Annotated in this window: 22 protein-coding genes and 6 pseudogenes; 14 read left to right on the forward strand and 14 right to left on the reverse strand. The window is 70.9% G+C overall.

Annotated elements, in window-relative coordinates:
* Window positions 1-148 precede the first annotated feature (148 nt).
* Window positions 149-844: a glycoside hydrolase family 75 protein gene (locus ACFZCP_RS08220; protein WP_391425190.1), complete on the forward strand. Its 696-nt coding sequence runs from the start codon at window positions 149-151 to the stop codon at window positions 842-844.
* A 127-nt stretch (window positions 845-971) separates the two neighbouring features.
* On the opposite strand, the gene ACFZCP_RS08225 is transcribed toward ACFZCP_RS08220, so the two are convergent.
* The 3 genes from ACFZCP_RS08225 to dhaK are packed head-to-tail and all read right to left on the reverse strand — an operon-like array spanning window position 972 to window position 3025.
* Entirely contained in the window at window positions 972-1382 is a 411-nt protein-coding gene (locus ACFZCP_RS08225; protein ID WP_391425192.1) for a PTS-dependent dihydroxyacetone kinase phosphotransferase subunit DhaM, read from the reverse strand.
* Window positions 1375-1986, reverse strand: coding sequence for a dihydroxyacetone kinase subunit DhaL (gene dhaL, locus ACFZCP_RS08230; protein ID WP_391425193.1), 612 nt, complete (start codon window positions 1984-1986; stop codon window positions 1375-1377). The genes ACFZCP_RS08225 and dhaL overlap by 8 nt, the downstream gene beginning before the upstream one ends.
* Before the next feature lie 46 nt (window positions 1987-2032).
* Window positions 2033-3025 carry a dihydroxyacetone kinase subunit DhaK gene (dhaK, locus tag ACFZCP_RS08235; RefSeq protein WP_362683413.1) on the reverse strand — a complete coding sequence of 331 codons (993 nt, stop codon included), beginning with the start codon at window positions 3023-3025 and terminating at the stop codon, window positions 2033-2035.
* A 317-nt stretch (window positions 3026-3342) separates the two neighbouring features.
* Between dhaK and ACFZCP_RS08240 the strand changes: the two are divergent.
* Window positions 3343-3633, forward strand: a pseudogene (locus tag ACFZCP_RS08240) (DUF4872 domain-containing protein); the annotation flags it as partial.
* A 109-nt stretch (window positions 3634-3742) separates the two neighbouring features.
* Here ACFZCP_RS08240 and ACFZCP_RS08245 read toward each other — a convergent pair.
* Window positions 3743-4369, reverse strand: a complete 627-nt coding sequence (locus ACFZCP_RS08245) for a TetR/AcrR family transcriptional regulator C-terminal domain-containing protein (protein ID WP_391425196.1) — start codon at window positions 4367-4369, stop codon at window positions 3743-3745.
* Window positions 4370-4487: 118 nt separating this feature from the next.
* Here ACFZCP_RS08245 and ACFZCP_RS08250 point away from each other — a divergent pair, with 118 nt between their 5' ends.
* Both ACFZCP_RS08250 and ACFZCP_RS08255 read left to right on the forward strand, forming a co-directional pair.
* The gene (locus ACFZCP_RS08250; protein WP_391425197.1) at window positions 4488-5960 is read left to right on the forward strand and encodes an FAD-dependent monooxygenase; all 1473 of its coding nucleotides are present in this window, start codon (window positions 4488-4490) and stop codon (window positions 5958-5960) included.
* A gap of 136 nt (window positions 5961-6096) precedes the next feature.
* Entirely contained in the window at window positions 6097-6606 is a 510-nt protein-coding gene (locus ACFZCP_RS08255; protein ID WP_391425199.1) for an FAD-dependent monooxygenase, read from the forward strand.
* A gap of 179 nt (window positions 6607-6785) precedes the next feature.
* On the opposite strand, the gene ACFZCP_RS08260 is transcribed toward ACFZCP_RS08255, so the two are convergent.
* From ACFZCP_RS08260 to ACFZCP_RS08270, 3 genes are all read right to left on the reverse strand, one after another.
* A complete protein-coding gene (locus ACFZCP_RS08260) occupies window positions 6786-6941 on the reverse strand; it encodes a DUF6131 family protein (protein ID WP_362683398.1) in 156 nt (51 codons plus the stop codon).
* Between the two features lie 105 nt (window positions 6942-7046).
* Window positions 7047-7526, reverse strand: coding sequence for a hypothetical protein (locus ACFZCP_RS08265; protein ID WP_391425201.1), 480 nt, complete (start codon window positions 7524-7526; stop codon window positions 7047-7049).
* A 38-nt stretch (window positions 7527-7564) separates the two neighbouring features.
* On the reverse strand, window positions 7565-8122 hold the full coding sequence (locus tag ACFZCP_RS08270; RefSeq protein WP_391425203.1) for a hypothetical protein: 558 nt from the start codon (window positions 8120-8122) through the stop codon (window positions 7565-7567).
* A 272-nt stretch (window positions 8123-8394) separates the two neighbouring features.
* On the opposite strand from ACFZCP_RS08270, the pseudogene ACFZCP_RS08275 reads away from it, so the two are divergent.
* Window positions 8395-8736 (forward strand): annotated as a pseudogene (locus ACFZCP_RS08275) (catalase); the annotation flags it as partial.
* 286 nt (window positions 8737-9022) lie between these two features.
* Here ACFZCP_RS08275 and ACFZCP_RS08280 read toward each other — a convergent pair.
* A pseudogene (locus tag ACFZCP_RS08280) lies at window positions 9023-9147 on the reverse strand (IS5/IS1182 family transposase); the annotation flags it as partial.
* A gap of 14 nt (window positions 9148-9161) precedes the next feature.
* On the opposite strand from ACFZCP_RS08280, the gene ACFZCP_RS08285 reads away from it, so the two are divergent.
* Window positions 9162-10205, forward strand: coding sequence for an RNA polymerase subunit sigma-70 (locus tag ACFZCP_RS08285; protein WP_391425508.1), 1044 nt, complete (start codon window positions 9162-9164; stop codon window positions 10203-10205).
* Window positions 10206-10584: 379 nt separating this feature from the next.
* Here ACFZCP_RS08285 and ACFZCP_RS08290 read toward each other — a convergent pair whose 3' ends face one another.
* Both ACFZCP_RS08290 and ACFZCP_RS08295 read right to left on the reverse strand, forming a co-directional pair.
* Window positions 10585-11508, reverse strand: a complete 924-nt coding sequence (locus ACFZCP_RS08290; RefSeq protein WP_391425205.1) for a zinc-binding dehydrogenase — start codon at window positions 11506-11508, stop codon at window positions 10585-10587.
* Window positions 11509-11603: 95 nt separating this feature from the next.
* A pseudogene (locus ACFZCP_RS08295) lies at window positions 11604-11703 on the reverse strand.
* Window positions 11704-11967: 264 nt separating this feature from the next.
* On the opposite strand from ACFZCP_RS08295, the gene ACFZCP_RS08300 reads away from it, so the two are divergent.
* Window positions 11968-13158 (forward strand): zinc-dependent alcohol dehydrogenase, encoded by a 1191-nt coding sequence (locus tag ACFZCP_RS08300; protein WP_362683395.1) that lies wholly within the window; start codon window positions 11968-11970, stop codon window positions 13156-13158.
* A gap of 91 nt (window positions 13159-13249) precedes the next feature.
* Here the strand turns inward: ACFZCP_RS08300 and ACFZCP_RS08305 are convergent, their stop codons facing one another.
* Together ACFZCP_RS08305 and ACFZCP_RS08310 are read right to left on the reverse strand one after the other, a co-directional pair.
* Window positions 13250-13669, reverse strand: coding sequence for a PT domain-containing protein (locus tag ACFZCP_RS08305; RefSeq protein WP_391425207.1), 420 nt, complete (start codon window positions 13667-13669; stop codon window positions 13250-13252).
* Window positions 13670-13677: 8 nt separating this feature from the next.
* Window positions 13678-14076, reverse strand: a pseudogene (locus ACFZCP_RS08310) (ATP-binding cassette domain-containing protein); the annotation flags it as partial.
* Here ACFZCP_RS08310 and ACFZCP_RS08315 point away from each other — a divergent pair.
* From ACFZCP_RS08315 to ACFZCP_RS08325, 3 genes are all read left to right on the forward strand, one after another.
* Complete coding sequence (locus ACFZCP_RS08315; RefSeq protein WP_391425209.1) at window positions 14060-14227, forward strand: hypothetical protein; 168 nt, start codon at window positions 14060-14062, stop codon at window positions 14225-14227. The pseudogene ACFZCP_RS08310 and the gene ACFZCP_RS08315 sit on opposite strands and share 17 nt — an antisense overlap.
* Window positions 14228-14312: 85 nt before the next feature.
* Complete coding sequence (locus ACFZCP_RS08320) at window positions 14313-14480, forward strand: hypothetical protein (RefSeq protein WP_391425211.1); 168 nt, start codon at window positions 14313-14315, stop codon at window positions 14478-14480.
* Window positions 14481-14580: 100 nt separating this feature from the next.
* A complete protein-coding gene (locus ACFZCP_RS08325; protein ID WP_391425213.1) occupies window positions 14581-15036 on the forward strand; it encodes an RpiB/LacA/LacB family sugar-phosphate isomerase in 456 nt (151 codons plus the stop codon).
* Between the two features lie 213 nt (window positions 15037-15249).
* On the opposite strand, the gene ACFZCP_RS08330 is transcribed toward ACFZCP_RS08325, so the two are convergent.
* Window positions 15250-15615, reverse strand: a complete 366-nt coding sequence (locus ACFZCP_RS08330) for a DUF6479 family protein (protein ID WP_391425215.1) — start codon at window positions 15613-15615, stop codon at window positions 15250-15252.
* Between the two features lie 191 nt (window positions 15616-15806).
* Between ACFZCP_RS08330 and ACFZCP_RS08335 the strand changes: the two genes are divergently transcribed.
* Both ACFZCP_RS08335 and ACFZCP_RS08340 read left to right on the forward strand, forming a co-directional pair.
* Window positions 15807-16181: a ferredoxin gene (locus tag ACFZCP_RS08335; RefSeq protein ID WP_362683344.1), complete on the forward strand. Its 375-nt coding sequence runs from the start codon at window positions 15807-15809 to the stop codon at window positions 16179-16181.
* A gap of 83 nt (window positions 16182-16264) precedes the next feature.
* Window positions 16265-17443, forward strand: coding sequence for an acyl-CoA dehydrogenase family protein (locus tag ACFZCP_RS08340; RefSeq protein ID WP_391425217.1), 1179 nt, complete (start codon window positions 16265-16267; stop codon window positions 17441-17443).
* A 255-nt stretch (window positions 17444-17698) separates the two neighbouring features.
* On the opposite strand, the pseudogene ACFZCP_RS08345 reads toward ACFZCP_RS08340, so the two are convergent.
* Window positions 17699-17908: pseudogene (locus ACFZCP_RS08345) on the reverse strand (dienelactone hydrolase family protein); the annotation flags it as partial.
* 279 nt (window positions 17909-18187) lie between these two features.
* On the opposite strand from ACFZCP_RS08345, the gene ACFZCP_RS08350 reads away from it, so the two are divergent.
* On the forward strand, window positions 18188-18676 hold the full coding sequence (locus ACFZCP_RS08350; protein ID WP_391425219.1) for an SRPBCC family protein: 489 nt from the start codon (window positions 18188-18190) through the stop codon (window positions 18674-18676).
* Between the two features lie 125 nt (window positions 18677-18801).
* Window positions 18802-21285 carry a GH92 family glycosyl hydrolase gene (locus ACFZCP_RS08355; RefSeq protein ID WP_391425221.1) on the forward strand — a complete coding sequence of 828 codons (2484 nt, stop codon included), beginning with the start codon at window positions 18802-18804 and terminating at the stop codon, window positions 21283-21285.
* The last annotated feature ends 20 nt before the right edge of the window (window positions 21286-21305 follow it).

Raw genomic sequence — 21305 nt, forward strand, 5'->3', positions numbered from 1 at the left:
CGCCGGCTCAGGCCCCCGGCCCCTGTCGTCCTCTCACGGGGCGTCAGGACCATGCTCCATCCGGCCCCATCGGGGTGGGCCGTACCCGCACGCCCGTACCAGATTGGGCATGGTGTCCGCAACGTCCCCGAGGAGAGGGTCCCCCAGAGTGCGTGTTCAGTCGCTCACGCTGGCCACGGCCAGCGCCGCCCTGCTCGCCCCGACGACGCTTTCGGCCGCCGCCGTCCCGTCCCCTCCGATGCCCGTCGCCCACGCCAAGAATCTGGTGACAGCCGCTGACCTGCTCGACCGTATGCGTACCTGTGCAAAGGTCTCACGGGGCCGGTACCGCCCCGACGACGGTGCCGCCGCGGACGTCCGCGTCTGCGGCACCCCCGACGCGGTGTTCTGGAAGGCCGACCTGGACGTCGACTGCGACGGACGGCCCACCGCCCGCTGCAACCGCCGCGCCGACCCGTACTTCACGGCCGCCACCGCCTACCAGCAGTCCGACGGACGTCACCTGAGCGCCGAGCACCTGCCCTACATCGTGATCCCCGCACCCAGCGGCCGCTGGAACCCCCGGGCGCAGGGCATCGGCGGCGGCTCCGTGGCCGCCGTGATCTACAAGGGCCGGGTCCAGTACGCGGTCGTCGGCGACATCGGCCCCCGCGATCTCATCGGCGAGGCCTCCTACGCCACCGCACGCGGACTCGGCATCCGGTGCGATCCGCGGCTCGGCGGAGCGGCCTCCGGCGTCACGTACATCGTCTTCAAGCACGCACGGGTCAGGCCCATCGAGGACCGCAAGGCGGCGGAGAGGGAGGGGGAGCGGCTGGCCCGGCTCTTCCTCGGGCGCCGCTGAGACCGGGACGGACACCGTCTCCCCACTGTTTCACCGTCCCCCGCCCGTCACCCCTCCCGGCTGCCCACCGGGCCGAGGGGGAGAGGGGCGCAGGCAGCCGGAGGCGAGACCGACTCAGGCGGCGGTCTTACACCTTCCGGTAGCTGTACGCCTCCACGGCCGCCGCCTCTACCGCGTCCAGGTCCGCGCCCGTGACCGCCGTGACGACGGCGGCCACCGCACCCTCGACGAACGGCGCGTCCACCAGCCGTGCGCCGTCCGGGAGTTCGTCACCCTCGGCGATCAACGCCTTCACGGTGAGCACCGCGCTGCCGAGGTCGGTGAGCAGTGCCACCCCCGCGCCCCGGTCCACCGAGGCCGCCGCCGCCGAGATCAGCTCGGCGCTGGTACCGAGCCCACCGCCCTCGGTGCCGCCCGCCGAGGCGACCGGCACCCCCTCGGCTCCGCCGGCCAGCCCCTTCGCCAGCTCGGCCACCGAAGCAGCGACCTCCGCGCTGTGCGACACCAGCACGATGCCGACCGGCTTCGCCTTACTCACCTCGGGCCCCCGCAGCCGCTTCTTCGAGCGCGGCGACCAGCAGGGCCGAGGACGTGGCCCCCGGATCCTGATGACCGATGCTGCGCTCGCCGAGGTAGCTGGCCCGGCCCTTGCGCGCCTGCAGGGGGGTGGTGGCCACCGCGCCCTCCTCGGCGGCGACGCGCGCGGCGGCGAAGCCGTCACCGAGCGCGTCCACGGCCGGGAGCAGGGCGTCGACCATGGTCTTGTCGCCGGGTGCCGCCCCGCCCAGCGCCATCACCCCGTCCACGCCCGCCCGCAACGCCTCGGCCAGCTGCTTCTCGCTGATCTCGGTGGCATCCCCGAGCGCCTTGCCGGCCCGGCGCAGCAGCGTGCCGTACAGCGGCCCGGACGCTCCGCCGACGGTCGAGATCAGCACGCGCCCGGCCGCGGTCAGTACGGCGCTCGGTGTGTCCGTCGCCTCCGCTTCCAGGGCGGTCACCACGGCGGCGAAACCGCGCTGCATGTTACTGCCGTGGTCGGCGTCCCCGATGGCCGAGTCGAGGGCGGTGAGCCGCTCCGCCTCCCGGTCCACGGACGCGGCGGCCGCCGTCATCCAACGGCGGAAGAAATCGGCGTCGAGCACTGGATCTCCTTGCGTGGTAGGGATGTTGGCCGCTTCGTCCGCCCTATCACATCCCCCAGCGCAGCGCCGGGGTCTTCACCGGGGCGTCCCACAACCGCAGCAGTTCCTCGTCGGCCTGGCACAGTGTGACCGAGGCGCCCGCCATGTCGAGGGAGGTCACGTAGTTGCCGACGAGGGTGCGGGCCACGGCCACGCCCCGCTCGGTGAGCACCCGCTGCACCTCGGCGTTGAAGCCGTACAGCTCCAGCAGGGGAGTGGCGCCCATGCCGTTGACCAGGACGAGCACGGGGTTGCGCGGGGGCATGTCCTCCAGGATGGCGTGCACCGCGAAGTCGGCGATCTCCCCGGAGGTCATCATCGCCCGCCGCTCCCGGCCCGGCTCGCCGTGGATGCCGATTCCCAACTCCAGCTCGCCGGAGGGCAGATCGAAGGTCGGGCTGCCCTTGGCCGGGGTGGTGACGGCGCTCAGGGCGACGCCGAAGCTGCGGGAGTTCTCGTTCACCTGGCGCCCGACGGCCTCCACCCGCTCCAGCGGCTGGCCCTCGGCCGCGGCGGCCCCCGCGATCTTCTCCACGAACAGCGTCGCACCGGTGCCGCGGCGCCCGGCCGTGTACAGGCTGTCGGTGACCGCCACGTCGTCGTTGACCAGTACCTTCGCGACCTGGATGCCCTCGTCCTCGGCCAGTTCGGCGGCCATGTCGAAGTTGAGCACGTCGCCGGTGTAGTTCTTCACGACGAACAGCACGCCGGCCCCGCTGTCGACGGCGGCCGCGGCCCGCGCCATCTGGTCCGGCACCGGCGAGGTGAACACCTCTCCGGGACAGGCCGCCGAGAGCATCCCCGGGCCGACGAATCCGCCGTGGAGCGGTTCGTGCCCCGATCCGCCACCCGAGACGAGCGCGACCTGTCCGGCCACCGGGGCGTCCCGGCGCACGATCACCCGGTTCTCCACGTCCACGGTCAGGTCCGGATGAGCTGCCGCCAGACCCCGCAGGGCATCCGCCACCACGGTCTCCGGGACGTTGATCAGCATCTTCATGGCTGTCTCCTCACGAGCTTAGCACTGGGGCTCTGGACCTGCGTCTTCGCAGGTCACCGGTGGCGTGAGCGGTATTCGATCCTGGTGGCGTGCTGCGGTTCGCGGCGGGTTGTGACGGGTCTCCTGCTGACTCAATGCCGACTCCGGTGACGGGGCGTCAGGTGTTGGCGGCCCCCCGATCCAGGGGGCCGCCTGTCCCGTCTATGGGCAGTATCGACCTTGCGGCAGCGAAGGTCACCTGCGACGGGGGCTTTGTGGTTCGTGGCGTCCGGTCGGCCGACGGTGCTCGCGGCTTCTGTGCTGCACGGATGTCATGGGCCGCCGTCCTCGTGGAGAAGGCCGGCACCGGCGGCGCCCTGTTCCGCAATCTCTACCGGGACTTCCTCGCCGAGTGCGCCCAGCTGATCGACAGCGGCCACCTGCGCACCGGCCACAGCCTGTATGCCGAGGCCGCCACCCTCTGGACACAGGTGGCCGCACTCATCGCCACAGCCGGCGAAACCGGTGACGCGGAGAATCTCGTGCAGGCCGGCTCCGTCCTCGTCGAACTGGCGCGCATCGAACGTGATGCGATGCGGGCACTCAGCATGCTCTGGCACTGCAGCTGAACACTGCAGCCGAACTCACCTCAACCCTGTAGGGATGGGGCACCCTTCTCGACCTGCGGCGATTCATCGGGTGCGGTTGCCGTGTCAACCGGCCGGAAAGCCACCCGAATCACCGCTGATGGCCCGGGTCGAGGGGTCCCTCGGCCGGGGGAAGGCCGGCGATGATCAGGTCGAGGGCGAATTCGAATCGCTGGTCGAAGCTGTCGGGGCCGACGTACGGCAGGACCTCGGCCAGGGCCGGGTAGCTGTCGGCCATGGCCTGGTCCGGGAGGAGGGCCGGTGCGGCTTCCTGGGCGGCCTGCTGTTCCTGGGTGTGGCCCAGGGTCAGGTAGAAGATCGTCCAGTGGGTCCACGCGGCCGTGCGCGGCGAGTGGCCGGCCGCCAGCAGGGTGGCGATCACGGAGTCGGCGTAGCGCAGCGTGTGGGGCTCGGCTGCGAAGACGCCCGCGACCATCCTGGCGGCGTCGCGGTGGGAGAGCAGGGCCGTGCGGCAGCGGCGGCTCAGTTCCTTGAGCCGGTCGGGGAACGCCTCGGGCAGCGGCTCGTCGAGACAGTGCGCGAGGAGTTCGTCGGAGGCCAGTTCGAGCAGGCGGCCCTTGCTGGAGGCGTGCCAGCGGACGGTGTTGTGCTGCACGCCGAGCCGGGCCGCGACGGCGCGCATGGTCACGCCGTCCAGCCCGTGCTCGTCGAGGACTGCCAGTGTGGCGGCGACGATCTCGCCCCGTGTCGTACCCATCCGATGCGCCTCTCCGGTCGGCTTCCGCGCCCTGTCGTCCAACCCCTGTTGTCCAATGGACAATTCTAGGGCATGCTCACTCTTGTCCAACGGACAAGAGTGAGAGGAAGTGATGGTCATGCTCGACGTGCTCATCGCCGGGGCCGGCCCGGTGGGGCTCTGGCTGGCCGCGGAGCTGCGCCTGCACGGGGTGGAGGTGACCGTCGTGGAACGCCGGGCGGCACCGGACGGACGGTCGCGCGCGGTCGGCATGCAGGCCGGCACGCTGGACACCTTCGCCACCCGCGGACTCGCGGAGCGGTTCATCGAACGGGGCACCCCGGTGCCGACCGGCCACTTCGGCGCGGCGACCACCAGGCTGGACTTCTCCACGGTCGGAGCGGTGCACCCGTTCATGCTCGCGCTCGGTCAGTCCGTCACCGAACAACTCCTGGAGGAGCACGCGGTTGCCGTGGGCGCCCGGGTGCTGCGCGGGGAGGAGGTCGTCTCGCTCACCCAGGGGCCGGACGCCGTCGAGGTGGTGGTCCGGGCCGGCGGCACCCACCGGACCGTGCGGGCCCGCTGGGTGGTGGGCTGCGACGGCACCCGCAGTGCGGTGCGCCAGGCGGCCGGCATCGACTTCCCCGGTCAGGACACCACGCTGACCGGGTGGCTCGCCGACGTCGAGCTCGACGACCCGCCCACCGCGCCGCTCGCCGCCACCGGGCCGGCCGGTTCGTTCCTGGCGGCCCCGATCGGCGACGGCGTCCACCGGCTGGCGGGCCTCTCCACGGCCACCATGCACCACGGCGCCGGTGAACCGCTGGCTCTGGAGGAGGTGCGCGAGCAGACCCGCGCGCTACTGGGACGAGACCTGGGCATCCGTAACCCCCGATGGCTGTCGCGTTACGGCAACGCCACCCGCCAGGCCGCGCGGTACCGGGCCGGACGGGTGCTCGTGGCCGGGGACGCGGCACACATGTTCTTCCCGGCCGGCGGGCAGGGCATGAACCTCGGTATCCAGGACGCCACCAACCTGGGCTGGAAGCTGGCCGCCACCCTCCAGGGCCGGGCGCCCGACGGACTGCTCGACAGCTACGACACGGAGCGCCGGCCGGCCGCCCGCGCCGTCATCGACAACACCCGTGCGCAGCTCGCCCTGTTCGCCGCGGCGAGCCCCGAGCAGATCGCGCTGCGCGAGGTCTGGTCCAGCGCGCTGGCCGAACCGCAGACCAACCGCCAGTGGGCCCGCAGGATTGCGGGCTTCGACGACCCACTCCCCGCCGACACCGCACCCGGAGCGCACCCGCTGGACGGCACGCGACTGGCCGGCCTCGCCCTGGACGCGGCCGAGGTGCCCACCGCCCACCCGTTGATGCACCGCGGCCGGCCGCTGCTGCTGGACCTCGGCGGGACGCCGACGCCGTGTTCCGCGGGCGGTCTGGAACGGCGGACAGTCATCGTCGACACCGAAGCGTCGGATCGGATCTGGCGGGACGTCACCGCCGTTCTGATCCGACCGGACGCCCGGATTGCCTGGGCCAGCACCGACACCGACCCGCAGCGCAGGGCCGCGGACTGCCTCACCGCCCTGCGCACCCTGTGCCGCTGAGCGCGTTCGGGGAGCTCACCCGCCGGACAGTGTCGGCCCATCAGTGCGGTGGGCCGGCGCTTTCTGCGTCCGGCCGCCCAGCAGCGCAACTGCATCTGGCGTGACGGATGGTGCTGGTGCTCGCAGACCTGCTCGTATGCACGCTCCAGGCAGAGACGCAGAGCGGAGTCGGCCGGAGCCCGGCGGGTGGCGGCCTTCTTGCGTTCACGGCGCCCCCAAGCGCCTTCGCGTCAGTGCCGGTCGCGGTGTCGGTCGCGAGACCCTCCTCAAGAAGTTCGCCGGTTGGAGCCCCGACCTGCTCGACTTCATCTCCCACACCGACACCGGCTGCACCAACCGGCCCCTGGACGCCCTGCCCGTCCCTTACACCTGGGCCCACACCCCCGGCGTCACGCTCCTCGGCGACGCGGCCCACCTCATGTCCCCCTTCTCCGGCATGGGCGCCAACCTCGCCATGCTCGACGGTGCCGACCTCGCCCACGCCCTCATCGAGGGCCCCGCCATCGAGGACGCCATCCACGCCTACGAAGCCGTTCTGCAGCCCCGCTCCGTCGCAGCAGCCGAAGGGGCCGCGGAAGGCATCAACAGCGCCTTCGCCCGCGACAGCGCCACCCAGGCCCTCTCTCACATGACCCAGCACCACTGACATCGCATCACCGGATCACCGGATCACGCCGTCGCAGGAGCGGCCGTCTGCCGGGGAGGGAATGAAGTACCCGAAGCCGGGCGCCACGCCTCCCGGACGGAACATGGCGGCTGTACTGGGCGCGCCGGGTACCCGGCGCGCCCAGTGCGTTGGACCGGCTGGTCCGACCCGCGTGCGGGTTACCAGTAGTGGCGTCGGCCGCCGACGGCGTGGCCGACCGAGCCGAGGAGGAACAGGACGAGCCCGATCACGAGCAGAATGATCCCGATCGTCCACAGGATGCCGATGTTGAAGACGAATCCGAGGATGAGCAGGATGACGCCGAGGGCGATCATGGCCGTCTCCTCTCTCGCCGGCCGAAGTGTCGGGCGGCGGCTGATGGTTGTGGTATGACGGTGGCCCGCTGGGTTCCCTGCTGTCGGGACGGCCATCGGGGCTTTTCAGGTGGTCAGCAGGCGGTTGAAGAACGAGCGGTAGTGGCGGAGGGCCGTACGCAGGGCTTCGGTGTCGGCGTGTCCGCCTCGACTCCACTGGTCTTCGAGCTCTTTCTTGTGCTCGGCGAACGTCGTGGCAAGTGTCTGCATGAGGTTGGCGACCAGGCTGTCCGCGTCCTGCACGGCGTTGCGGGGGTCGTCGACGAAGGCGGTCTGGATCTTATCCCAGCGTTTGCGGAAGTCCTCCTCGTCCTGGGGCGTCAGCAGTTGCGGCATCTCGTCCGCGTCCCCGGCCCGTGCTTCCGGCGTTCGGGCATCCGTGTCGTTGGCCCCGATGTCGTTCACGTCGGCTCGCTCGTCGCTCTCGCCGGGGTAGACCCGGGGCGCCGAAGTGCTGTCCGGTCCGGTGTCGGTCTCGCGAGGCCGCACGAGGTCCTCGGTGGACGGCCCGGTGTCAGCGGTGTGCCGTGTGTCGTTGCGTCGCATGTCGACTCCGTGTCCGTCGGCTCCTGTCCGCTCGGGGGTCAGGCCGTGGCATGGCGGGTCTGACCGCCGTCGAGGAGGAGTTCGTCGAACAGCGCCCGGTAGTGCACCATGGCGCCGCGCAGCTGTTCGGTGGTGGCCTTGTGGCTTGTGCTCAGCGCGTCGATCTCGTGAGCGGCCCGGTAGTGCTCAAGGGTGCGGCCGTGTTCCACGGAGAGGTCCTTGAGCTGCTGGTCGTAGCTGCCGGTGGGGTAGCCGCGTGCCTGCATCAGCGAGGTCACCAGCCGGTCCGCGTCGTGCACGGCGTCCTCGGGCCGGTCGACGAACTCGTGCTGCACGTCGTCCCAGTCGCGGCCGTAGCGCTCCCGGAGTTCGTCGGGCAGCGGTTTGATGTCGAGCTTGTCATGGCGTTTCTCGCGCGTGCTGAGCTCGCGCTCGGCGGCGAATCGGCTGTCCGCGTCGTCGACCGTCCGTTCGTACTCCGGGCCGAACCGTTCGCGCAGAGCCCTGCGTCGTCGGAAGAGAACCAGGGCCATGGCGATCAGTACGACGACCACCGCGATGGGAACGACGATCGCCAGAAGCGTGCCGGTGGACATCGGACCGACCTCCTTTCCGATTTCTGATCGATGTCGCACCGGGTACCCCTTTCGCTTCGAACATTCCAAGGTGAGTAAAGAATTTCGGCGGGAGGCTGCCCAGGTCCGTCGGGGCGTGCCCGGGCCGGACAGGTCGAGGGCGGTACGTCTCCCGCGGATCCGTTGTCCAGAGGACGTTTGACGCGGATGCCCGGGGTCACGCGCCTTGTGGGTCCCGAAAGGGGCCGACTGCGACGTCCGACGACAGGAGGAGTGTCACGACGGAGACCCACATCCCCACCACAACCGACTCAGGTGTTCTGGTGAAGAGCGATGAACACTCGCTGACCGTTGGACCCGGGGGACCCGTCCTCTTGCAGGACGCCTCTCTGATCGAGCAGATGCCGCACTTCAACCGGGAGCGAATTCCCGAGCGCCAGCCGCATGCGAAAGGAAGCGGCGCCTTCGGCTCCTTCGAAGTGACCCACGACGTGAGCCGCTACACCAAGGCGGCCGTGTTCCAGCCGCGCACGCGCACCGACCTGGTCATCCGGTTCTCCACCGTGGCGAGGGAACGAGGCAGCCCGGACACCTGGCGTGACCCGCGCGGCTTCGCGGTGAAGTCCTGCACGAGCGCAGTCCGGCGAGAAGGACCCGAAGACGGCGGAACAGGGCAACCCTGCGCGCCGCGCACAGCAGCACAAGGCATAGGACCTCTCAGCAGGGAGAATCCCATGAAGACCCCCGACAACAGCGATACCTCTCCGGTCGACGACGAGACGCGGCAACGGTCCGCGGAACAGCGGAACATCACCGCACCCACACCGCGAGATGTCCGGGACAAGGCCAAGGACGACGACGAGCCGGATTCCCCGACCGCAGACACCTCCTGATTGCCGCCAGGCCGCGTCCGACACATGGTCATGTCGTTGGTCCACGGAGCCAGAGGACGCGCGGGGCGACGTGCAGGCCGCGCGGTAGCGGGTGGCGAGCTTGTCGAACCGGGTCGCGATGGCGCGGCACTGTTTGAGCCGATTGGAGCATTGAGGCGCTGAAGGTTCTGAAGTCCGCAGGTGGCCGGCGGTCGGTCCACGGGCGGCCGGCCCCTACGAACGTCGATGATCGGGACGGCCAAGGGCGCGCCGCCCGGGAATGGCATGATGACGCGGTGGACTTCGAGTCGTACCGGGGCGAGTTGGTGGCGTTCTGCTACCGGATGCTCGGCTCGTTCAGCGAGGCCGAGGATCTGGTGCAGGAGACGCTGCTGCGCGCCTGGAAGGCCCATGACCGGTACGACCCGGCCCGGGCGTCGGTGCGGACGTGGCTGTACCGCATCGCGGCCAACGTGTGCCTGACCGCGCTGGACGGGCGCGAGCGGCGTCCGCTGCCGTCGGGGCTGGGCGCGCCGAGCGAGGATCCCGGGGCACTGCTCACGCCGGCACTCGACGTCCCCTGGCTGGAGCCGTTCCCCGACGCCCGGTACGACGTGGAGGCGCGGGCCGACCTACGGCTCGCGTGGGTCGCGGCGGTGCAGTTGCTGCCCGCGCGGCAGCGTGCGGTGCTCGTGCTGCGCGAGGTACTGGCGTTCTCCGCCGCCGAGGTCGCCGAGCAGCTGGGGACGACCGTCGCGGCGGTCAACAGCGCCCTGCAGCGGGCCCGTGCCGCCGTCGCCGGCGCGGGCGATGCCGCAGACGTACCTGAGCCGGGCGACCCGGAGGTGCGCGCGGTGGTCGAGCGGTACATGCGGGCCTTCGAGGCGGCCGATGTGCCTGCACTGGTGCGGCTGCTGGCCGAGGACGCGGTGATGGAGATGCCGCCGGTCCCGCTGTGGTACCGGGGACGGGACCACTACGGCCTGTTCATGGAGCGTGTGTTCCGGATGCGCGGCACGGGCTGGCTCGTGCGGCCGCTCACCGCCAACTGCCAGCCGGCCCTCGCCGCGTACGCGCCGGAGCCCGGCGGCGGGCATCAGCCGCACAGCCTGCAGGTCTTCACCGTCACCGCAGACCGCGTCTCGCACAACATCGTGTTCACCGATCCGCGCGTCCTCGACGCCTTCGACCTGCCACGCCGCATTCCCGGAGACGAATTCCGCCAGGAGTGACGAGGCCCCTCGGTGCCGCCGGTACGTACCGGTGAGCGTCGCACCGAAAGGAACCCGTCGTGACTGTCATCTTCATCGAGTTCGCCACCCTGGACGGGATCGTCTCCGACCCGGACGGCTCCGCCGGCACAGGCTCGGTGTCGACTCAGCCGCCCGTGAGGCCTGAGGTCTGTACGAGGTCGTGCGCGCCAGCAGCAGGACACCGTTGTCCCGTGTGCTGCCGAGCCGGAACTTGTCCCCGGCGCCGTGGTGTCCGCAACACCAGGGCGGCAGGGCCCATCAACCCGTGCCGGCGACGCCCCGTGGCTGGACGACGAAGGCAGGCACGGGAGCCTGCCAGAGAGGAGAGGCGGCCCACAGCGGAGCACTCGCCCCCGGATCAGCTCACCTCAAGCACCACTTTGCCGCGGGTGTGCCCGCTCTCGCTGAGGCGAAAGGCCTCCGCCGCCTGGTCCAGGGGCAGTACGCGGTCGACATGGACCGAGAGCCTGCCCGCATCGGCGAGGCCGGCGAGTTCCGCGAGGCCCGCACTGTCGGGCCGGGCCCAGACGTGATGCCCACCGTGCTGCGTCACACCGCGGTCGACGATCGACGCGACCCGGGAGGAGTCCTTCAACAGTTCCCTGGAGATCGCGACCGCGTCACCGCCCACGTAGTCCAAGGCGGCGTCGACACCCTCGGCCGCGATCTGACGCACCCGGTCGGCCAGGCCGTCACCGTAGGTCACGGGTTCGGTGCCGAGGGAACGCAGGAAGTCGTGGTTGCGCTCGCTGGCGGTCCCGATGACCCGGGCGCCCCCGGCCACCGCGATCTGCACGGCGAAGGCGCCGACACCGCCGGCCGCCGCATGCACCAGGACCGTGTCACCCGCACCGACGTCCACCCGGCGCAGCGACGGCAGGGCGGTCAGCCCCGCCAGCGGCACGCCGGCCGCCTGCGTCCAGCTGAGCGAGGCGGGCTTGCGTGCCAGCGCGCGTACGGGGGCGTCGACGAGCTCGGCGTAGGTGCCGTGCTGCACCTCGTCCTTGCGGACGTAGCCGAAGACCTCGTCACCGACGGAGAACTCCGGGGCGTCCATGCCGACGGCCTCGACGACACCTGCGACGTCCCAGCCGGGAACGAGCGGGAAGTGGACGTACAAGACCGCGTCGAGGTACCCGGCGACGATCTTCCAGTCGACCGGATTCACCGCCGCCGCCCGCACCCGGACGAGTACCGAGTCCGGGGCGACCCTGGGGTCGTCGACTTCCCTGAATTCCAGTGTTTCCGGGCCGCCGTAGCGGTTGGTGACGATGGCTCGCATGAGTGCAGTCAGCAGGCCCCGGAACCGAATCCTGCCTCGCCCGGGCGCCGGTGCCGTACCGCACTACCCGATCGGATCCACGGACCGGATCGGACTGGCGGAGAGGGCAGGATTCGAACCTGCGTGGGCTCCCAAGGGAGCCCGACCTCGAGACTTGCTCGTCGGTCCCCGATCAACCGCTCCGGGCACCTCTCCTCGTTCCCGGCCCGAGGTTGTCGCCGTGCCGGTCAGGTGAAAGAGACTGACAGGACCGCCTGACGCGAGCCTGATGGGGAGCTGATGCGTACCCCCGGGCCGCGGGGACTGCGCCCTCGGACCGTGGTCACGCATGGCGAAAGCCCAGGCCCGTGTTCCCCACGGGTGGGGATTCGTCGATGGTGCGCGCGGGTACCCGGCAGCCACCGCCGACCGGACGCGGCCGGGTGAAACCGGTCGCACGTGAGCAAGGGGGCGTGCCCCATGAAGGCAGTGACCTGGCAGGGCAGGCGGGACGTACGCGTGGAGGACGTGCCCGACCCGCGGATCGAGAAGCCCACCGACGCCGTCATCCGCATCACGTCCAGCGGGCTGTGCGGCTCGGACCTGCATCTGTACGAGGTGCTCACCCCGTTCATGACCCCGGGTGACATCCTCGGCCACGAACCGATGGGAATCGTCGAGGAAGTCGGCGCCGGGGTGCCCGACCTGATGGTGGGGGACCGGGTCGTCGTGCCGTTCCAGATCGCCTGCGGAGCCTGCTGGATGTGCCTGGCGGGCCTGCCCACGCAGTGCGAGACGACCCAGGTCACCGGAGAGGGCATGGGCGCCGCCCTGTTCGGCTACACCCGGCTGTACGGCGCGGTGCCGGGCGCCCAGGCCGAGTACCTGCGGGTTCCGCAGGCGCAGTACGGCCCGATCAAGGTGCCCGAGGGCCCGCCGGACGACCGCTTCGTCTATCTCTCCGACGTGCTGCCCACGGCCTGGCAGGCTGTCGAGTACGCCTCCGTCCCGCCCGGTGGCACTGTGGCCGTCCTCGGTCTCGGCCCCATCGGCGACATGGCCTGCCGGATCGCGTTGGCCCGGGGCGCCGAGCGGGTGCTCGGCGTCGACCTGGTGCCCGAGCGGCTGGCCCGGGCGAGCCGGCGTGGCGTCCAGACCTACGACCTCAGGGCCTTCGACGACGAGAAGGAACTCGTCACCGCGATCCGTGACGTGACCGTCGGCCGGGGGCCCGACGCCGTGATCGATGCCGTCGGCACCGAGGCCCATGGCAGTGCCGCGGCCAGGCTCGCCCAGACGGCCTCCGCGCTCCTGCCCCGCAAGCTCGGCCTGCCCCTCGCGGAGCGCTTCAGCATCGACCGTCTCGGTGCCCTGCACACGGCCATCGACCTGGTCCGGCGGGGCGGCACGATCTCGCTCAGCGGCGTGTACGGAGGCACGGCCGACCCGATCCCCCTGCTCACCCTCTTCGACAAGCAGATCCAGCTGCGGATGGGGCAGGCGAACGTCCGCCGGTGGACCGACCTGATCATGCCGTACCTCACGGACGAGGACCCGCTCGGAGTCGACGACTTCGCCACGCACCGGCTGCCGCTCACCGAGGCGCCGCACGCCTATGAGATGTTCCAGCGCAAGCAGGACGGCGCGGTCAAGATCCTGATGCAGCCGTAGTCCGGCCGCTGCACGTGTACGCCCGTGGGGCCCGGACCGGGACGAACATGTGCCTGGACGGCCGGGTGACGGGCCGGGCGACGAGCCGGCCTCAGGGATGGGCGATGGGATGGGCGACGGGCCGGGCTGAGGGATGGGCGGTGGGACGGGCGACGGGCCGGGCTGAAGGATGGGCGGTGGGACGGGCGGTGGGACGGTCGGCGAAGGCTCTCCTGCGTCGCCCACGAGGGTCGGTTCCGCGTCCAGGAGGGTCCGTATGTACGGATGGCCGGGTGAGTGGAACAGGTCCTCGGCGGAGGCGTGTTCCACGATGCGGCCCAGGCGCATGACGGCGACGTGGTCCGCGACCTGCCGTACGGCGGTGAGGCTGTGGCTGATGAACAGGACGTTCAGACCGAGCCGGCGCTGGAGGTCGCTGAGCGTGCCCAGGACGGCTGCCTGCGACGGCGCGTCGAGGGCCGAGGTGATCTCGTCCGCGATCAGTGCGCCGGGGCCGACGGCCAGTGCCCACGCGAGGGCGACACGCTGGCGCTGGCCACCGGACAGCTCCCGGGGGAGCCGGGAGGCGATGTGCGCGTCGAGCCCGACGAGACCGAGCAGCTCGGCCACGCGCGCGTCCCGCGCCGGCCGCTCCAGCCGGACCAGCGCCGACGCGGCTTCGACCAGCGTGTCGCGGACCGTCATCCGCGGGTCCAGAGCCGTGTCCGGGTCCTGGAACACCATCTGCACCGGCCGGGCCACCCACCTGCGGTCCCGCACGGTCCGGACCCGTAGGGCACGTCCATCGACCAGGACGCGCCCGGTGTGGGGCCGCACCAGGCCGACCAGCGCCCGGGCCAGCGTGGACTTGCCCGAACCGGACTCTCCCACCAGAGCGGTGACACGGCCGGTGGGCAGCCGGATGCCGACCCGGTCCACCGGACTGTCCCGGCTGCAGTGCGAGATCGCGCTGACGACCCTGCTGGCACGCCTTCCCGGCCTGCGCCTGGCCGACGGACCCGGGAGCCTGCCGCGCACCGTGGTCCCGGGAGCGGCCCCGCGGCTGCCGCGGCTGAGGGTGCGCGGGTGACGGAGCCGCCGCCCGCTGACGCCCACCAGATGACCGGCGGCCCGCACCTGCGGGGCGCCGGCCATCACGTGGAGCGGTGGGGGTGATGGCCGGGCGAGGGCACCGCAGCCTCGGGCCTGCCGACCGGGCGAAGTCCGGCAAGGACGCCGACGTCATCCTTCTGCGCGCCGACGACCTGACCGCCTTCCCGGTCACCGACCCGGCCGCCACCATCGTCAGCGCCGGGTGGGGAAGTTCCCTCGCCGACGCGTAACGTGAAGCAGCATGAAGATCCCCGTCATCGGTGCGTGGTGCCGCAAACCGCTGTCACCAACCGCGCGACAAGCATCTGACCTGCGAGGGAACGGGCGCGCATGAAGGTTTCGGTCTCCTCCGACATGGACGAACCCGTCGCCCGTCTCCTCGTGGACGAGCTGCGCAGGCGCGGTCACGAGGTGCGTACGCACGGTGCGCTGCGGCCCGGTGCCGACCCGCAGTGGGCGGTCTGCTCGGAGGCGGCCGCCCGTGATGTCGCCGAGGGCGCGGCCGATCAGGCGGTCGTGTGCTGCTGGACCGGCACCGGCGCCTCCATCGCGGCGAACAAGGTGCCCGGCGTCCGCGCGGCGCTGTGCACCGATGCCGCCACGGCCGACGGAGCGCGCCGTTGGAACGACGCCAACGTCCTGGCCCTCGGCCTGCGGCTGACCTCCGCGGCGGTCCTGACGGAGATCCTCGACGCCTGGTTCGCCGCGGAGGCCAGCACGGCCCCGGAGGATGTGCAGAACGTGGCCCGCGTCGGCCGCCTGGACGCCGCCAGGAAGGTCTCCTAGCGGGCGTACGGCGGTCCGGCGCGGGCCAGAGGCCGGCCGTTCGCTCGATGCCGTGTGCCCGGTGCCGGGCCGTGCTCGTCGCCGGGCGCTGTCCGGAGGTCCGGCGCTGTCCGGAGGTGCGGCGCTATCCGGTCCGGCGCTGTCCGGAGGTGCGGCGCGGTCCTGAGCCCGGCGGTGTCCTGAGCCCGGCGGTGTCGGTCGCCCGGCCGGGAGTCAGTGGGCGCCCAGTCCGCCGCCGCCGAAGGAACCGCTCGTCCCCTTGCTCCAACGCGGGCGCGTCTTCGTGGCGCTCGGCCTGGTGTGCATGTTGGTCAGCTCGTACGGGGTCAGTGCACGGCCGCCCTTGGGTATCTGCGGAATCTCCGTGGGTTCCCGGTTCTGCTGGATCTCGTGCACCGCGCCCCCCGGCGGCAGGTGCGGCTGCTCCTCGGGACGTGGTCGAGGAGGTTCGCGGTACTTGATCCTGGAGTTCATCCAGAATCCGCCGGCGAGCAGCGCCAGGACGGCCACGGCCATCAGGAAGAAGAAAAGGCTCGCCAGACCGCTTCCCGCGGCCAGCTGCATCTGTGCGGTACTCATAGCACAGGAATACCCCGCCCAGAACGGGGCGAACCGGACACCTTGTGTGGCCGCGGGACCACGCACGGCGACCGGGGTCCGGCCGTGCCCTCGCATGCCCGTCGCGGGTGTTCGTGTTGCGCCCGATGCGGGTGTTCGCGTGGCGCCCGGGGCGGGTGTTTGCGTTGCCGTGGCCCGGCTACCCGGGCGGCGTGACACCTCCGACTTCGCAGCAGCAGCTCTACCGGTTCCTGGAGGACCGCTTCCTGTGCGCACAGGCGTGCACGGAGTGCTCCAGGGCATGTGCGGTGCGTGCGAGCCTCCTGGATCCCGATGGCACCGAGCGCCGGGACCGCGTGCGCCGGCTGGGCATCATGTGCGCCGAAGTGTGCGAAGTGACCTGCCGCATGCTGTCCGAGCAGAACCGTCAGGAAGAGGAAGGGATCAGGATCCAACTGGAGTGGTGCCGCTCGGTCTGCCTGGAATGCGCGCACGCCTTCGACGGGCAGCCCGGTGCCGACTCGGCCGCGGGGGCGTGCCGGGCCTGCGCCGCAGCGTGCGTGGACTTCATGGCGAGCCTGAACTGAGCCGCGGCACGCCATTCCCAATTACTGAAACACGTTCTACGGTGTGCGCCGTCAGGACCGCCCTTGGGGACCCTGGAGGCGCCGTGCACCTCGACCACACACCCGAGCAGCAGCGACTGCGCAACGAACTGCGCACCTACTTCGCGGAGCTGGTGCCGGCGGGCGCCTACGCCCGGTACACCGACCCGGCCGCGCAGAAGCGGTTCTACCGCGAGACCGTCCGGCGGCTCGGCGCGGACGGCTGGCTCGGCGTGGGCTGGCCCAAGGAGTACGGCGGGCGCGGGATGACGGCGATGGAGCAGTTCATCTTCTTCGACGAGGCCGCGCAGGCGGGCGTACCGCTGCCCCTGATGGCGCTGAACACCGTCGGCCCCACCCTCATGCGGTTCGGCACCGAGGAGCAGAAGGCGTACTTCCTGTCCCGCATCCTCTCCGGTGAGATCGACTTCGCCATCGGCTACAGCGAGCCCGAGGCGGGCACCGATCTCGCCGCCCTGAAGACGCGGGCCGTGCGCGAAGGCGACGAGTACGTCGTGAACGGGCAGAAGATCTGGACCACCAACGGCGACACCGCGGACTGGGTGTGGCTGGCCGTGCGCACCGACCCCGCAGCCCCGCCGCACAAGGGCATCACGATGCTCCTGGTGCCGACCTCCGACCCGGGCTACTCCTGCACCGTCATCAACACACTCGCCTCCCACGACACGACGGCCAGCTACTACGAGAACATCCGCGTCCCCGTCTCCCGCCGCGTGGGCGAGGAGAACCAGGGCTGGCGGCTGATCACCAACCAGCTCAACCATGAACGCGTCACCCTGGCCGCCCACGGCACCATGGCGATCCGCGCCCTGCACGACGTGCAGCGCTGGGCGACGGAGACCAAGCTGGCCGACGGCCGCCGGGTTATCGACCTGTCCTGGGTGCGCCGTCTGCTCGCCCGCACCCACACCCGGCTCGACGCGATGAAGCTCCTGAACTGGCAGATGGTGACGGCCGTCCAGGACGGCACGCTCACTCCGCAGGAAGCCTCCGCCGTCAAGGTCTACGGCTCCGAGGCCCGCCGGGACGCCTATGCCTGGCTCATGGAGGCCGTGGCCGCGGCCGGACCGCTCAGGGAGGGTTCGGCGGGCGCCGTCCTGCACGGCGAACTGGAACGCGGCTACCGCTCGGCGGTCATCTTCACCTTCGGCGGCGGCAACAACGAGATCCAGCGCGAGATCATCTCGTGGATCGGGCTGGGGATGCCGAGGGTGCGGCGCTGAGAGACTGTGACGAGGATTTTTGGTTGGCACAAAAGAGGGATAGTTGGCACTAGTTGAGCCGTGCACCACCGGAGGTAGTGGATCTTGGGGTTTATTGCCTCGGTGGAAGTGACCTGCACCTTTGCGTCATCAAGTGCAGTTCACTTGTGAATGGCGTGGCAGTCTCCTGTGCGACCACGGCCGTCACATCGACGGAGAGCGGTTCACTCTGGTCGCAGGCCGAAGCGAGTTGAGTTGCGTAGAGATACAAGCGTTGCGCCCGCCATGAAGGTCGAAGGCCAGCGCTATATATCCCAGTTCGGCGAGAGCATCGGCCCGGCGGCGCTCGACGTCGCTGAGCCCCATGCCCTCTGGTCCGAGCAGCACCGCGGGCCGGCGGTCGACACCGGCCGGGAGCGCGAGGTGCCCGATCATCGGCAAACCGTCGGCCGGATACTCGACCGTACGCGTCGAAATCGTCGTCATGAGACTGGACTGCAGTGATCGTCGAGCCCGGTCCGGCCGCTGTTCTGCCGCGGCCAGAACAGCGCGGGTGTCCCTCTGAAATACGGCGAGGGCTCACAAGAGCCGTCACAAACCCCGTCCCCACGGCAGCGCTGGCGACACTGTGCCGAATGGGTGACAGCCGAGGGGCGCTCAGGGCGTCAAGATCATCTCGTTGCCCCTGTGAGGGCCGTTCGGCACCGGGCGACGATGAACACGAACCCTCCTCCCACGTCGGCATCGGAAGGAACCCGAGAAAGCGTGACCCACCAGCTCCGATCCGAGGACCTCGGCTTTCTCGCCCGGGCCCGCTTCCGGCAGACCTGCACCCGGGAGCTGCGCGCGTCCGCTGGGACGATCTTCGAGCAACTCGCTGAAGAGCCGGAAAACTGGCCCCGCTGGTTCGCTCCCGCCAACGACGTCCACTTCGAGGGACCGCCCCCGTACGGCGTGGGCTCCACACGCTGCTTCCGGCTCTGTCGCACCTTCCGGGCCCGCGAGCGGATCATCGCCTGGGACCCCGGCAGGCGCTTCGCCTACCGCGCTTGCGAAGCCAACGTGCCCGGCGTCTCGGCGCTGGTGGAGCAGTGGACCCTGGAACCCGCGGCCGATACGGCAACCACCGTCAGCTGGACGCTCGCCGTCGATGCCGAGCCCCCGGTACACCTGCTTCTGCGGGCGGGCCGGGGACACATCGACAAGCTCTTCCGGGAGGGGATGCGGCGACTCGAGGTCCTGTGTCGCGGCTGATGACCGGAGAGCGGTGCGGCGTACCCGCCTCGTTTGCCTCATCCACTTGCTCACTCACAGCTCAACTCGTGGATACTCCTGGTGACGGGGTGGCTGATGGGTCGACGTGGTCGAGGAGGCTCCGTATGCCGGCGCCGGCGAAGTCGTGGCGATGGGGCCGGTTACTCCTGGCCATAGCCGTCGCCGCCGGAATACCGACCGCTGCCGCGGCCCCCGTCCGGGCGGCGACCGAAGACGGGACCGGCAGCATCCCGGGAGACCTCACCCAGTACGTCAACCCGTTCGTCGGCACGAAGAAGACCGGCACCACCGGATACGACGGAGGCAACACCTTCCCCGGCGCCGACGCTCCCTTCGGCATGGTGCAGTGGAGCCCGGACACCCACAGTCCCCAGCCCGGCGGCTACGCCTACACCGACCATGAGATCCGTGGCTTCAGCCTGACCCACCTCTCCGGCGCCGGCTGCACCGCCGCCCAGGACCTGCCCTTCATGCCCCATGCGGGCTCGGTAACCAAGACGCCGGCCGCCGAGCCCGGCACCTATCTGGACGGCTTCTCGCACGACGCCGAGTCAACGCGGCCCGGCTACTACGGCGTCACGCTCGCCTCCGGTACGAAGGTCGAGCTGACCGCGACCCAGCGTTCCGGCGCCGGCCGCTTCACCTATCCCGCCGGCAGCAGGGCATCGCTCCTCATCGATGTCTCCGGATCCGTGCATGGCGCCTCCGACGGCCGGGCGACCGTGGACAGGGCTCGCCGCACCATCACCGGCTACGTCACCAGCGGCGGCTTCTGCGGCAGCGGTAACCGCTACCGCGTGTACTTCTCGGCCACCTTCGACCAGCCCTTCGCCGCTGTCGGCACCTGGCACGACGCCGTCGTCTCGCCTGGTGACGAGAGGGTCGACACGGCCCGGGCCGGCTCAGGGGCCTACGTCACCTTCGACACCACCCGGTCACGGACCGTGGGGGTCAAGGTCGGCCTGTCGTACGTGAGCATCGCCGGCGCCGCCGAGAACGCCGCGCAGGAGCAGGGCTCGGCCTCGTTCGACACCATTGCCGAGAAGACCCGGAAACAGTGGAACGCCCGGCTGCACCAGATCGAGGTCGCCGGCGGCACCGACGCCCAGCGGACGACCTTCTACACGGCCCTCTACCACTCACTCCTCCAGCCCAACGTCTTCGACGACGTGAACGGCCGGTACATCGGTTTCGACGGCCGGATCCACGAAGTCCGGGACGGCCACCACCAGTACGCCAACTTCTCCGGCTGGGACATATACCGCTGTGAGGTGCAGCTGCTCGCCCTCCTCGCACCGGACGTGGCCTCGGACATCGCCCAGTCGATGTACAACCAGGCGCACCAGGCCCGTGACGTGTGGGACCGGTGGTCGGTCGACAACGACTTCACGGGCGTCATGAACGGCGACCCGTACCACTCGATACTCGCCGGCATGTACGCCTTCGGGGCCACCGACTTCGATGCCAGGGCGGCCCTGGCGTCCATGGTCAAGGGCGCGACCACCATCCAACAGACCGGCGCCCGTTACGTCGAGCGGCCCGGACTCGCCGACTACCTGTCGCTCGGGTACGTGCCCGACGACGTGTCGACCACCCTTGAGTACACCACCGCCGACTTCGGAATCGCGGCGCTGGCCGGACGGCTCGGCGACACCGGGACCCAGGCGACGTTCATGAAGCGGGCACAACACTGGCGGAACCTGTTCCACCCGGCCGGCTCCTGGATTCAGCCGCGTGGCCGTGACGGCTCCTTCGGGTCGCATTTCGACCCGGCCGGCGAAAAAGGCTACGTCGAGGGTAACGCCGCCCAGTACCACTGGATGGTGCCGTACGACCTCGCCGGGCTGTTCACGGCGATGGGCGGCGACGACAAGGTCGTACGGCGGCTCGACGAGTACTTCAGGAAGCTCAACGCCGGGCCGCACGAGCCGCACGCCTTCCTGGGCAACGAGCCGTCCCTGAACTCTCCCTGGACGTACGTCTACGCGGGCGCCCCCCACCGCACCCAGGACGTGGTCCGCCGCGCCGTCAACACGCTGTGGGGCCCCGGCCCGGACGGCGAGGTGGGCAACGACGACCTGGGCACCCTGTCGTCCTGGTACGTCTGGGCGGCACTCGGCATGTACCCACAGGTGCCGGGGCGGGCCGAACTGGTGCTGGCCAGCCCCCTGTTCCCGGCCGTCACCGTGCACCGTGACGGCGGCCGGTCGATCAGAATCGACGCGCCTGGTGCGGACGCGGACACGCCCTATGTGCATGCCTTGAAGGTCAACGGCGTCGCTTCCTCCAGGGCCTGGCTCCCGGAGTCCTTCGTACGTGACGGCGGGACCCTCGACTACACGCTCGGCGACACCCCCGACACGGCGTGGGGCGCCGCGCGAAGTGACGCCCCGCCGTCCTTCGGCGGGGCGCAGCCCCCGTCCCTCACCAGCGCACACCCCGGCCGCGCGGCGCTCCGATCGGCCACCCGGCGCTCCTGCGCACCGCAGGGCTGCCACGCCGGACGACGCCACCATCACCCCGGCCGGGGCCGCCACCACCATCACGGCCGGCGTCACGCGGTCGGCCACCGTCCCGTCGACGGCTGACCGCCCAAGGCCCGAAGCGG

The sequence above is a fragment of the Streptomyces sp. NPDC007971 genome, assembly GCF_042958635.1.
In the GTDB taxonomy this organism is placed as follows: Bacteria; Actinomycetota; Actinomycetes; order Streptomycetales; family Streptomycetaceae; genus Streptomyces.

Excerpts from the sequence above, each read along its gene's own strand:
- dhaK (WP_362683413.1), bottom strand. The coding sequence starts at position 3,025 with ATGAAGATGCTGATCAACGTCCCGGAGACCGTGGTGGCGGATGCCCTG.
- ACFZCP_RS08245 (WP_391425196.1), bottom strand. The coding sequence starts at position 4,369 with ATGGGTACGACACGGGGCGAGATCGTCGCCGCCACACTGGCAGTCCTC.
- ACFZCP_RS08250 (WP_391425197.1), top strand. The coding sequence starts at position 4,488 with ATGCTCGACGTGCTCATCGCCGGGGCCGGCCCGGTGGGGCTCTGGCTG.
- ACFZCP_RS08255 (WP_391425199.1), top strand. The coding sequence starts at position 6,097 with ATGCACGCTCCAGGCAGAGACGCAGAGCGGAGTCGGCCGGAGCCCGGC.
- ACFZCP_RS08260 (WP_362683398.1), bottom strand. The coding sequence starts at position 6,941 with ATGATCGCCCTCGGCGTCATCCTGCTCATCCTCGGATTCGTCTTCAAC.
- ACFZCP_RS08265 (WP_391425201.1), bottom strand. The coding sequence starts at position 7,526 with ATGCGACGCAACGACACACGGCACACCGCTGACACCGGGCCGTCCACC.
- ACFZCP_RS08270 (WP_391425203.1), bottom strand. The coding sequence starts at position 8,122 with ATGTCCACCGGCACGCTTCTGGCGATCGTCGTTCCCATCGCGGTGGTC.
- ACFZCP_RS08290 (WP_391425205.1), bottom strand. The coding sequence starts at position 11,508 with ATGCGAGCCATCGTCACCAACCGCTACGGCGGCCCGGAAACACTGGAA.
- ACFZCP_RS08300 (WP_362683395.1), top strand. The coding sequence starts at position 11,968 with ATGAAGGCAGTGACCTGGCAGGGCAGGCGGGACGTACGCGTGGAGGAC.
- ACFZCP_RS08315 (WP_391425209.1), top strand. The coding sequence starts at position 14,060 with ATGCCGACCCGGTCCACCGGACTGTCCCGGCTGCAGTGCGAGATCGCG.
- ACFZCP_RS08320 (WP_391425211.1), top strand. The coding sequence starts at position 14,313 with ATGGCCGGGCGAGGGCACCGCAGCCTCGGGCCTGCCGACCGGGCGAAG.
- ACFZCP_RS08325 (WP_391425213.1), top strand. The coding sequence starts at position 14,581 with ATGAAGGTTTCGGTCTCCTCCGACATGGACGAACCCGTCGCCCGTCTC.
- ACFZCP_RS08330 (WP_391425215.1), bottom strand. The coding sequence starts at position 15,615 with ATGAGTACCGCACAGATGCAGCTGGCCGCGGGAAGCGGTCTGGCGAGC.
- ACFZCP_RS08355 (WP_391425221.1), top strand. The coding sequence starts at position 18,802 with ATGCCGGCGCCGGCGAAGTCGTGGCGATGGGGCCGGTTACTCCTGGCC.